Raw genomic sequence first — 12381 nt, forward strand, 5'->3', positions numbered from 1 at the left:
GTGATATATAAACTAGATTTCATAAAATCTACTTTTACATCATTAGAACTTCCTTCGCTCGGTGTCCATAAGCAAAAATCTCGAGGGAAATTTATTTTTATTAGGATTTTCTAATTTGCAGATAAACTCTAAACTATTGCCATCTGGGTCACTAAAATGAATTTTAGCATGTGCATAATCACTATACGGCATAACAAAAGGCTCTGTCGGTTCAAAACCAAAGGCTTTTCTCAGTTCATATCCACGGTCTTTCAACGATTTTACAGTATTTTTCAATCCCTCAACTGAAACTTCGAAGGTAAGGTGTCTTATGGACGGATGATATTCCACTTCAACTTTCTCAGTTTTCCATAGACCCAACCAACTTTTGTCTTTTTCAATCCAAAGAAAAGCTAAATCATCTTCAATTTGATGATCGAACTCCAACCCTAATACTTTGTAAAATTCAACTGAATAACTTAAATTACTCACTGGCAAGTGTGCTTCATAAAGACCTTTAATCAAAACAATTATCTCTCCCTTCCTTTCTTTTCACTTTACTTGAACTGTTTCTTTCACTCTACACAACTTTTGATTGAAAATCGGATAATTCAGACATTATTATTCTTAACCTACCCATTACTTTATACTTTTCCAGGTGAAAAAGCTGAGGCAAATCCTTCGAATTTTTTACTTTCGCTAATATCCGACATGTAAACAACACTAATTTAAACTTTGGTCTTCTACTTGTTTTGTTAATTTTGCAATTATAAAATCTGGCCGATCAAGATGCACAGAGTGCCCCGACTTTTCAGCGCACATTAATCTGTTACTACTCGAAATCTCTGCTTGTTCTTTGATCAATTGTTCCCATGTATCTTCACGAAGTATTAATTCTGATTCAGGTAAACTTTCTTCCACTTTATGTTGAATAACGTATTTCTTGTCCCGCTCTATTACCAAAAGAGTGAGATTTGGAAACTGCTCTAGTTTTTTGATTCATATCTCATCAGCTTTTCAAACCTCCGCTTCACACTCCTCATCGCTTTATATAAGATGGGTTTCCGCTGAAATTTAATCAATCGTTCTTGTGTAGGTGAAGGCAATCTTTTCTGGTTTTCAGTTAAAGTCGACTGATTACTTCTGTTAAGTGCAGTTCCACTGAGATTCGCATAAGTGCTACACTCTTCATACCATTCTTCATCGGAAGACTGTTCGTTTAAGACAGGAAGATTTAAACTATCTAGTCTTTTCAAATCTTCGGAAGTAGAATCCATCAGAATTAACGTTTTCACTTTAAAAGGATATAGCTTCGTAAACTGCTGTGCCCACAGTCCACTATATAAGTGTCCAATCGGAATAATCAATTCATCTATTCACAGAATGTTTAACAACTGATTAACTTTTTCTAGTCCCATCGATGCGCCATTGAACATCAAAACGGCAGGCATCATGTTTTCTAGATTCGATAGATTTTCTACATCATCACCTAAAGATCTTATTTCTTGTTTATCTAAAGTGGATTCGATGATTTCATTGGATTCCATGTGAAGAACTTTCAATAAGTTTTTGTGTTTTTTGGATTCATAGCTTATCGTGTTATCGTTATCTAACTTAATAACGGCAGTGATTTCTCTTTCTGTATCGGCCACGTAGATGAAGACAACGAGTACGAGCACTGCCTTAAATAGCTCGATGTAGAAGTAGACAAAAGGAGAAAAGCATGGCTAATTAGCACCGCTTTTCTCCTTTATATTTGTTAGTAGAATAACTACTAGTTCTGATAAGATGCCACACATAAACTAGCTATTGAATAGTTTCAAATTACAAAATACACCATTTTAGTGTTTTGTTTATCGAGGACATAAACCACAAACAACTACTTACCAAATCGATTTGGCCCATTCTGGATGGTCGATGAACGGGTTGCGGTTGCCTTGGATGTCTTCGATTTTTTCGTTGCGCTGCTGTTCCCAAGCGCTGACAGGATCTTGTGCATGCCACTCCAGCAAAACGGAAATTTTGCCGTGGTAAGGCGTTGAACCATTATTCACCTGGTCATTCAGTTCCAAGTCCACCGCGTCACCCGACTCGTAGCGGACTACCATGTAAAACAGCATACGGGCGACGTCGCCTTTTACATCATCCGGTGGTTCCCAGGAAGTAGTTGTGCGCAAGCAACCATCGCAGCCACTCACTGCAGTGCCGCCGTAATCAAAGTCCAGGTTGCCACGCAGCCCGTTCACTTGTACATCGGTCGGGCGCAAATGATGGATATCCGTCCCCGCTCCCATTGCTGTTCCAAAGCTGCCATGAGACTTCGCCCATGTGTGTTCGCGATTCCAGTCGCCGACATTGCCGCCGTTCAAAGATTTCGAACGCGACTGTCCGCTATACAGTAAGAGGACGTTGTTCAAATTGTTCGGGTCTTCGTCCGTTATGTTCAATGCGTCCCATACTTGTGAATAACTGAGTTGAAAGTGATCATCGATGATTTCATGGAGTTCCGCTTTCAATGCTGTCCCCTGTAAACCATTTGCTGTTTCATAATAAGCAGATGGGGCTGGAGCAGGAGCTGGCGTTTCACCAAATCCATCCATCGTGTGACTCCCAAGGTGCTCAAATGTATCAACAGGATACGCAATCCAATCAGTCGAAGGGTCGAATGCGTCATCCACTACGCTGCCGCCAACTTGTATATCCGGATTGCGGACCAACGTGACATCTTTCATATTTTCAATGCGCGCTCCCACTTGGCCAATCGAATCGATTGGTACTCCATCTTTTTCCAGTATCAATGCATCATCGCCGTTAAAATTGATCACACTGGTGTCTTGCAGATTTCCTTTGCCTTGAATCACCGAATCTGCGCCGCCATGATAAAGGACTACTGTATCACCGCTAGCAACATTACCGGAAAGCGCCATCTCACTTTGCGCAGATGTGTTGCCATTTGCATACAACGCTAGTGAATAAGGACTCAACTCGATTGAAGCGCCTGTGCCATTGTAAATTTCGATGGCTTTGTTCAGGTTGCTGCCCTCAATATATTCCGAAATAAAAAGGTCGCTTGCTGGTGCAGCTGCTTGAACCGTCATCTGTGAACTCGGCGCCCACAGGCTCGCAGCGACCCCCACTGATAATAGCACCTTTGCTGATTTGTTCCATAATCTTTTGTCCATCGTGTCGTCGTCCTCCTTTTTTTGGGAAAAACGTTTCTGTTTTCCCTGCTGTTTTCTGTGACTGTCTTCCGATACATTTTGTGAATTATTAATATTTTTTTACTTTAATTTACATTTTTATATCCTATTGTTAAACTTTACCGAATGCATTCCTCAGAGTCAATGTTATTTAGCGAAAATTACATAAAGTTAATAAAACATAAAACGCTCTGCAGAAATTGTTTACGTAGCTTGCACACACAATTTCTGCAGAGCGTTCTAATACAATTTCCATCTAGTTGACGCGCTGACGAAGCGAATATATTATTTTTTCTGAACGATTTACTTGCCTTTCTTTCCCTTCGGAGTTCTTTGGAACAAGGGAGATGAGTGTGACTTATTTGCTAATAAGTTACACTCATCCACCGTTATGTAAACTGCAAATTCCAGATAAAAGTGCGATACTAAGAACTAAATAAGTTGAACGAATGATTCCAGGTTGTTAATGTTCCGCCAATCAGCTGCTAAGATCTGGCGCTGAACGAACTCGGGCCTGCCCGAGTGGATTTCTTTCCATGTCACTTGCGCTGCTCTCATAACAGTCTCCGCTGATTTGCTCCGTATCTTGATGACTTGTTACTCAAGGGTGCTTAGAAGAAAGAGCGCAAGTCGGCGAAGGGCAAAGATGTGCTCCTGCATCGCTGCGCTAGCTTCGTCGCAAAGCCGTTGCCCGAACTCTCTTCGTTCAATGACTTTCCTGCTGGAGCAGTGAAGCGACATCCTGGAGACCCCGCAGGAGCTTGCGACGAGGAGGCTGGGGCGAGGTCCTTGGCAACTGGCACCGCGACGTCCTGTCGCGCCAGTTGCATGACCCACATCCTGTGGGCCCAAAGCGTCCGTCTGGAGCGATTTCTTCGTTTCCCTACCTCATTGAGTTGAAAAAGCTGTTTCTTTAATTCAACTTATATAAATAATAAATTAACTACTCAGAGATATTTTACAATGCAAACCTCCTTTTAAATTTACTGGATGAAAGCTGAACTTAACATGTGTTTTCCTCAAAAAAGAATGCTTCGAGAATAATCGCTGTGACCATTGCATGTACCATCACTCGTTAGTTCAGCAAGAGTTCTAATGTTCTCTACGTTTATTTATCATTTATTTCGTAATACTCATTCTTATCACTGCTTAGAAGAGTCTTGTTCTTACCGAATTCTTCGATTACATCAATAACCTCCGTAGATCTATCTTTGTAGATTAATTGAATCTTGTATCTTGGTTCAGTTGCAATTTTATATTCAGCATTTAGGTGGCTTGCTTTATTTAATATGCCTCTAACAGCAGCTATCTTTTTTCTATCAGTTGTAGTTTTTTCCTCTTCAAATGCTTCAACAAATATAAAAACTAACATCTTCATTATCAGTATCTTTTTTACATATTCCTCCCCCTCTATTTTTAATCCCATCATCAGTTTTTCTTTTAACTTCTCGAGTTTTCTCTCTCGCATGCCATTTTTTCTTTCAGGTCGGTATTTAATAATAAGCTGGACTTTAAACTAATAAGAGCTTGAATGTAACCTAACTGCACTTATGTTACATTCAGTTTCAGTAATTCTGTGATTATTTTTCTTTTAATTCAGCTGCCCGTATCTTGAACCATTCATGTGGTATTCAAATTTGGAGATGTCCATCTTCATTAGCTTTTCTTTTATGAGAATATGGTCGAAAGTTTACTAGATAAAACAGTTCGTAAACGTGTCAAAACACTTTTCGATATTCTGCGACCTATTGACTTTAAAGAATTTTCACACGATACTACGAGCTCTAAACTCAAGCAAAATTACAGAATATCAAATTTGCTACTTACGAATATTCCTTTGTCATGTTAGTATGTCAACACACCAAACGAGACGACCAAAGCAACTCTCAACAGAGATTTTTTACCAACTATTTTCTCGTTATCCTACAAAAAAGTAGCTCCACCACTCCCTTTACTACCAACCTACCAGGCGTGGCGTGGCGCGTCCGTGGGCTAAGCGACGAGCTTGCGCAGGAGCAATCGTCTTTGCTCTACCCAAAGCGACCGAATCCGATCTGCTCTTTTATATCGGCCTTGGCCTCGAAGGGTTTATTGACAGCGCTAAAAATACACTTAGCGAAGAAAATGTGGAACTTGTCGCCACTGCTGATGCCATTTCCGATGAAGAATTAGAATCTGGTCAATCACATGGAGAAGAAAGTCTTGAGAATCACGAACATGAACACCATGACGAAGAAAATCACGATAATCATGCTGAAGAGGAAAGCCATGACGATGATTCTCATAAAGAAGAAGGTCATGATGAGCATGATCATGGGTCTGTAGATCCACATCTTTGGATTTCTCCAGTGTTGAGTCAGAAGCTTGCTGAATCAATTAAAAACTCACTAGTAGAGGCAGATGCAGAAGGCGCTGAACTATACGAAGCAAATTTTGATGAGCTTGTCAGTGAATGGGTACAACTGGATCAGTCTTTCGCTGAATTATCAGACCAGGTTGAAAACAAGACATTCTTCGTTTCACATGCTGCATTTGGATACCTTGCGGACACATACGAGTTTGAACAAGTGGCGGTTGCCGGGTTGAACAGCGAGGATGAACCCTCTCAAAAAGAATTGACGGAGATTGTTGATCTTGCAAAAGAGAAAGAAATTGACTATATCGTTTTTGAACAGAATGTATCATCCGATTTAACAGAAATCATCCAAAAAGAAGTCGGTGCGGAGGCGATTGAGATGCATAATTTAAGCGTCTTGACTCAAGAAGATCTGGATAACGGGGAGACCTATTTCACGTTGATGGAAAAGAATCGTGACGTGTTGGAAACCATTCTGAAGTAAGTCGAAGTACTGCGAAACTTGCGGTGCTTTTTAATATTTTACTTCTAGAAAAGATACTCGCACGGGAAAGGAGAAGATGGTCTATGTATAAATGGATAATTGTTGGTGGAGGAATCCAGGCGACTGAACGGATACCAAATAATCTATAGATTAAGCTTTCCTAACTATCCATGTATTGACTTCTAAAATAGGGTTCGGAACTCCAAAAATGACTAATCTTGTTTTCAAGAATTTTTGAAATCAACAATAGAAAATCACCCTCTGCAGAAAAACTAGTGCAAAACCAGCTTTTCTGCAGAGGGTGAATTTTCTTGATCAATAGTTATCCTTTTCCAGCTATACAAATCGTTTTTTTCTATAATTATAACAAGGTGAGAAGCGATCCGTAAATCACAATTATTCAAATTAGCAGTTTTTTAATAGACCAGCATGCTGGACAGAATCGCGTCCGATGTAAAATCCATCGACTCGCGTATCGAATGAGTCCGGAAGGGTTTATAGAAAGCACAAATCATTATGTGTAAGACTGCCTTCCATCAAAGATTTTTGATCTTTCGGTTGTTCCACAACCTATCGTAAAAGGCAAGAATTCTAGAATAGACAAAAAAGCCGACAGAAAAATCAGGGCAATCATAAAGAGGTCTCTCTGCCATCCGCTTTTAATGATTCCCAGATTAGCCACAAATGTGAACAGTAGAATTGAAACGGATTGCGTAGCACCATAATATGGTTTAACTCAAAAACCGTGGCCTTATCGCCACTTTTTTAGCGAAAAAGGTTATAAACAAGTATCAACAGCTTTTACTCCAAATGAAACATACTTTATTTCTAGACACTTCCTAACTACTATAACGCCCCAACCGACTGCTCTTTTGACACAGTTTCATTCTCCCCGATAAGATCATAGGTCAAACAAATTGGCCTTCCGTTTCGAGGACTCATTACAATTTCAGCATCAATATTGAATGCATCTCGAAGCACTTCAGAAGTCATGACTTCTGAAGGAGTGCCTTCTTTTACAATGTTCCCATTTTTTAGCGCAATCATGTAATCTGCGAAGCGGGCAGCGTGGTTCAAGTCGTGGATGACCATGACAATCGTCCGCCCCTCCTTTTCGTTCAGTTGTTGTAATAATTTCAAGACCTCCAGTTGATGGGCCATATCAAGATAGGTTGTGGGTTCATCCAGTAGCAATAAGTCTGTTTCCTGAGCAAGTGCCATCGCGATCCAAACGCGTTGTCGTTGTCCACCTGATAATTCGTCAATTGGACGCTTCGCAAAGGGCACCAATCCAGTCACCTCCATTGCCGTTTGAACGATCTCCTTATCTTTCTTGCTTAGCCGACCGAAACCGTTTTGATGAGGAAATCGCCCATAAGAAACCAGTTCAATCACATTCAATCCACTTGGGGCTTCAGGCGTTTGAGGAAGTATTGCCATCTTCTTTGCAATTTCTTTGGTGGATGTTTTATGAATGGCTTTCCCATCCAAGTAAACAGCACCGGTCTTAGCATCCAACAGCCGTGATATGGTTTTTAATATAGTGGATTTTCCACATCCGTTTGGGCCAATGATTGTCGTTACTTTCCCCTCAGGTATATCAAGGTTCAGTCCACTCACTATATCCAGATCCCCATACGCTACTCCAAGCCGTTCTGCAGTTAATTTCGTCATACGATCCTTCCTCTCTAGTTGGTCTTCATTAATAGATAGATAAAGTAAGGTGCTCCAATGGCCGATACGACGATTCCAACCGGTATTTCAGAAGGTGCCAGAAAGTTGCGACCAATCGTGTCAGCGATCAAGAGAAGCAAGGCCCCCATTATTGCTGCAGTCGGCAACATTATTTGGTGTTTAGGGCCCACAATTCTGCGAGCAAGGTGTGGAGCAACCAGTCCAAGAAATGCTATTCCCCCTCCAACGGCTACACAGCTTCCCGCTAGTGCTACGGATAAGACTAACAGCAATCTTCTTTCTTTTTCCACAGCAGCACCCAAACCCGTAGCAATATTATCACCCAGATTTAAAATATTTAAATAGCGTGCTTTATAAATCGCAAAAGGAACTAAAAAGAGGATCCACGGAAGAACGGCAGTAACAAATTTCCAGTTAGTGCCCCAAATACTTCCCGAGAGCCAAATCGTCGCCTGCATGAAATCTTGAGGATCCATTTTAAGTTGAATGATAATTAAAGCAGCCCCGAATGCGGCGTTCACACCTATTCCAACTAAAATTAACCTTATAGGCGTTACTCCTTTTTTCCAAGCAATTGTATAGATCATGAATGCGGCTGCCATTCCACCAAGCAGCGCAGCAAACGGCATCAAAAAAATCGAATCAATACCAAGATTTGCTGCAGAACCCTGATAGAAATATATAAATAGAACTACCGCTAATCCGGCCCCTGCATTTATTCCTAAAATCCCTGGATCCGCCAGACCGTTCTGTGATACCCCTTGTAGAATAGCTCCGGAAACAGCTAATCCCGCCCCAATCAGGAGAGCAATAACCATGCGGGGAAGACGAAAATCGAAGAGAACCAATTCATCCCTTTCAGTGCCAAATCCCAGCAACGTCCGTACTACATCCAGTGGAGCAATGGCTATCATTCCTAGATTCAAACTGACGAAAAATGTGATCAGGATCATAATCAATAAGACCGCAATTGCCAAAAATGTCTTTTTATAAGCTTGCATTAGAGCCCTCTCCCTTCATTTCGGGCAAGATAAAGGAAGAAAGGCACACCAATCAGAGCAGTTATTGCCCCAACTGGCGTTTCATATGGGGCATTGATCATTCGGGCTCCTACATCCGCAAAGACTAATAATAATGCGCCCAGGATGGCGGAGCAAGGGATGATCCACCGGTAGTCCATGCCTACCAGGAATCTTGTAATATGCGGTATTACAAGTCCAATAAAACCAATAGTTCCGGCCACACTCACTGCTGCCCCAGTCAACAACAGTACGACCAAAGTTCCCAGAATTTTCACCAGGACGGTCTTTTGACCAAGTCCCTTGGCGACATCATCACCGAGACTAAGCACAGTTATAGATCGCGACAGAACCATAGCCAAACTAATGCTAATGAAAGCGACAGGAATCATTAATTGTACGCTGATCCACTGTGTACCGGCTACTCCCCCCGCATACCAAAAACTCATATCCTGTGCAACATTGTAGTGAATAGCTATAGCAGAAGAGATGGAGCTTAAAAAAGCTCCAACTGCAGTCCCTGCAAGAGCTAGTTTTACAGGAGTCAGGCCTCCTTTAGAAAAGGCACCTATCCCGAAAACAATCGCAGCAGCTATACCCGCGCCCAAAAATGACATTCCCATCAGCCCTAAATAAGAAGTACCAGGTAAGAAAGCCAAGGCGATTGCGATCATAAAAGCTGATCCGGCACTAATTCCCATAATAGAAGGTGAGGCAAGTGGATTTCTTGTTATCCCTTGCATAATCGCTCCAGAAACTGCCAGGGAAGCACCAACTAATGCCGCTGCCAGAGTACGGGGCAAACGCAATTCATATATAATTTGATGGGTCGTTAAGGTTTCATCATATTGAAAAATTCCACTCCAAACCGTTCTAAAGTCAATATCTGCTGCTCCAAGGGAAATCGAAATTCCAAATGAAATAACCAATAAAGCAAGCCCGCCGATAAGGATAACCGAGGCAAATATTGGCCTGGACCTTATCTTTTCACTACCATCATTATCGTCCTCTAAAGTAGCAGAGGTAGTGTTATCCGGCTTTCTTTTTTGTAATATCATGCTGTATACCGCCCTTTGTAACTCTTTTTCCTCAAAATGAGAATCGTTATCATATATTTTATGATAGAGGAACGTTTCTGATACGTCAATAATGAGAATAATAATCATTTACAATGTGATTGATATCCCTTATTATTAAAGCGACAATTTAAAACAATATTAGGAGTGAACACATATGCTATCCGAAAAATTACAGGAATATCTGGAAGAACATTCCGTCACTATCGGTCACGAAAAAGATTCATTTCTCGTAAAAGATCTTATCGATAAGCCTGCTTTAGCAAAACAAATGATTCAGATTCAAACCCAACAGATGAATCAATGTACCCCGATCATCACTGGAACCATCTTTGGCAAAAGATATTCAGTTCTTGCAATGGTCTTTCTTGATTTATATATAAAATACGGCATTTTGCTCGACCTTCAGCCATCCAACGTAGGTATTGTGCTACGAAACAGCGGAGGTATGCGATATACGCTTGGGGAAAATGCGATCCCTCTTTCCAAGAACCTATCTTCTGTTCAAGAAAGAATGAAGATGAAGGTTTTTATCAAAGATCACCTTCTTCCTCTTTTTTCTGCCATATCGAAAGAAACTAAGAGCCAGGAAAGTCATATGCATTCCTTGGTCAGCCACAATTTTTTCCAAAAATCTTCCGCTTTAAAAGAATCTTCCCCCGAGCAATCATGTTTAATCGATGAAACACTTTCTTTTCTCTTATCAGAGTATGGAGTAAGACAAAAAAATGGAGAATTATACCGCCACGAATATCGCCTCTACAGCTCACCGGATGAGCCAGAAAAATTTTATTTACGCAACCATTGTTGCCTGTCCTATCTCTTGCATGACGGGGATAAAAACCGCTGCTGCAGAACTTGTCCTCTACTATCAGAAGATCAACGACAAAAAGGTTGAATTCCCAATTATGGGTATTCAACCTTTTTACATCCAGTGATTTTCTATTCTATATATGAAAGAACTTCATCGACAATCTGAGTTCGACCAATTACTCCCCAACTCTTGTAAATCCAAAAGTCTGTTTCTTGGACGTTACCCTGCTGAACAGCAGGGAGGCCTTGCCATAAAGAACTTTCTTTAATAGTCCCCATATTGTCCGGACCACCAGAAGAATCAACTTGCAGGAAAATATAATCTGTATTTATTTCTGGAATCACTTCCAACGATAAGTCTTTTCGTTCTAGCGGATCTGTTAAATCAGACGGTTCAAACCCTAAATCGTTGTAAAGCAATGTGTTCATTGGATGTCCCGATTCTGCATATAACTGAATGGCATCTTTTCGGATTCTAAGAAAGGCGAGGCCCTTGTTTTCAAGTCCACTGATTTGTTCCTTCCCATCCACTACTTTCTGGTCTAACTCTTTTATTTTTTGTTCTGCAAGTTCTATTTTCCCATAAATTTCTGCGATTTTCAAGAAATCCTCCTGCCAGAAATTCGGGTCATTTGAGGCTTCGGGATCCTCTGTACCTAAGACAATAGTAGGTGCAATCTTAGCGAGGTCATCATACACCTCTGAAGCAAGGTAATCATCAATGATGATTAAATCCGGAGATAAAGATAGTATTTTCTCCAAGTCAATAGAAGCTTGATTACCTACTATTTCAACCCCCTCTAATTGATCAGCAAGATACGGTATATATCCTCCTCCATATTGCTCTTCACCAGTTACTGCATAGGGTTTTTCTTCTAGAGCAAGAATATGATCCGTGAACGATGGACGTAAGGATAAAACTCGATCCAATTTTTCAGGAATTTCTGTTTCTCCATATAAATGCTCTATTATGCGTTTATCCTGAGCATTTGTATCTCCATTTGATGAAGAAGCTTCATCTGTGGATCTATTCTCACTACCGCATGCAGCTAAAAATACTAAGATTGTTAACATAGCGATTATGAATGGTACTATATTTTTTGTCATTATATATTCCTCCAGTTGAAAAATTTTTTATTCTTTGATAATGATAATCAATATCAAATATAAAAGCAAGGGTTATTTTTTTTATTTATCTTTCTGAATTAATTAGAAGCAGTGTTGCAAACATTGAATTTGTACCACTGCTTTTTTATGTCTCACCTTCGATGATTCAAAGCGTTCGTAAAAGTGGCAAAACACTTTTCGAACGTCCTTCTCGTACACCATGTTTATGGACAGAAACAAACGGTGGCTAGAGGGGCCGCTACCTGTGAATTAGGTAGTTCGTCTATCAAACTTTCCGATATTCTTTGACTCAATGGCTTCGAAGGATTTTCACACTATACTACAAGCTGTAAGCTCATAAGAAATTACAGAATATCAAATTTGCTACTTACGAATATTCCTTTGTCATGTTAGTCTGTCAACACACAAATCGCCGGCGCATCCACCGGCTAGGCAACGAGCTTGCGCAAGAGCAATCGTCTTTGCTCTACCCAAAGCGATTAAAGCGACTCTTAACAGCTAGCTCTTTCTCAACCAATCTCTAACCGCTTCAGAACCCAACCCAAACTTCCACACGGCCCCTCTTTCCAAATCTCCCTCTTTACTTCCTCGGCCACTTCCTCTACACTAAACCCATCGGGAACAACCCGAA

Annotated in this window: 10 protein-coding genes; 2 read left to right on the plus strand and 8 right to left on the minus strand. The window is 40.7% G+C overall.

The genetic code is table 11. The annotated features are described in order from the left end of the window. Positions 1-42: 42 nt before the first annotated feature. The 4 genes from BBH88_RS10370 to BBH88_RS10395 all read right to left on the minus strand — a co-directional run bounded on the left by BBH88_RS10370 (position 43) and on the right by BBH88_RS10395 (position 4647). The gene (locus BBH88_RS10370) at positions 43-504 is read right to left on the minus strand and encodes a VOC family protein (RefSeq protein WP_006830626.1); all 462 of its coding nucleotides are present in this window, start codon (positions 502-504) and stop codon (positions 43-45) included. An 851-nt stretch (positions 505-1355) separates the two neighbouring features. Then, on the minus strand, positions 1356-1658 hold the full coding sequence (locus BBH88_RS10385; RefSeq protein ID WP_154669154.1) for a hypothetical protein: 303 nt from the start codon (positions 1656-1658) through the stop codon (positions 1356-1358). A gap of 204 nt (positions 1659-1862) precedes the next feature. Continuing rightward, positions 1863-3161, minus strand: coding sequence for an endonuclease (locus BBH88_RS10390; protein ID WP_065536817.1), 1299 nt, complete (start codon positions 3159-3161; stop codon positions 1863-1865). 1126 nt (positions 3162-4287) lie between these two features. Beyond that, positions 4288-4647 carry a hypothetical protein gene (locus BBH88_RS10395; protein ID WP_006831032.1) on the minus strand — a complete coding sequence of 120 codons (360 nt, stop codon included), beginning with the start codon at positions 4645-4647 and terminating at the stop codon, positions 4288-4290. Positions 4648-5155: 508 nt separating this feature from the next. Here BBH88_RS10395 and BBH88_RS10400 point away from each other — a divergent pair. Next, on the plus strand, positions 5156-6019 hold the full coding sequence (locus BBH88_RS10400; RefSeq protein WP_065536816.1) for a metal ABC transporter solute-binding protein, Zn/Mn family: 864 nt from the start codon (positions 5156-5158) through the stop codon (positions 6017-6019). 846 nt (positions 6020-6865) lie between these two features. Here the strand turns inward: BBH88_RS10400 and BBH88_RS10405 are convergent. Genes BBH88_RS10405 through BBH88_RS10415 form a run of 3 tightly spaced genes read right to left on the minus strand, consistent with a single transcriptional unit; the run spans position 6866 to position 9899 of the window. Further along, positions 6866-7693, minus strand: coding sequence for an ABC transporter ATP-binding protein (locus tag BBH88_RS10405; RefSeq protein ID WP_006831460.1), 828 nt, complete (start codon positions 7691-7693; stop codon positions 6866-6868). A gap of 14 nt (positions 7694-7707) precedes the next feature. After that, positions 7708-8715 carry a FecCD family ABC transporter permease gene (locus BBH88_RS10410; protein ID WP_006831461.1) on the minus strand — a complete coding sequence of 336 codons (1008 nt, stop codon included), beginning with the start codon at positions 8713-8715 and terminating at the stop codon, positions 7708-7710. Further along, complete coding sequence (locus tag BBH88_RS10415) at positions 8715-9899, minus strand: FecCD family ABC transporter permease (RefSeq protein WP_083387775.1); 1185 nt, start codon at positions 9897-9899, stop codon at positions 8715-8717. The genes BBH88_RS10410 and BBH88_RS10415 overlap by 1 nt, the downstream gene beginning before the upstream one ends. Positions 9900-9966: 67 nt before the next feature. Between BBH88_RS10415 and BBH88_RS10420 the strand changes: the two genes are divergently transcribed. After that, entirely contained in the window at positions 9967-10707 is a 741-nt protein-coding gene (locus BBH88_RS10420; protein ID WP_006831463.1) for a hypothetical protein, read from the plus strand. A 44-nt stretch (positions 10708-10751) separates the two neighbouring features. On the opposite strand, the gene BBH88_RS10425 is transcribed toward BBH88_RS10420, so the two are convergent. Beyond that, positions 10752-11729 carry an ABC transporter substrate-binding protein gene (locus BBH88_RS10425; protein ID WP_065536815.1) on the minus strand — a complete coding sequence of 326 codons (978 nt, stop codon included), beginning with the start codon at positions 11727-11729 and terminating at the stop codon, positions 10752-10754. Between the last annotated feature and the right edge of the window lie 652 nt (positions 11730-12381).

This window comes from Planococcus antarcticus DSM 14505 (assembly GCF_001687565.2).
GTDB classification, from domain to species: domain Bacteria; phylum Bacillota; class Bacilli; order Bacillales_A; family Planococcaceae; genus Planococcus; species Planococcus antarcticus.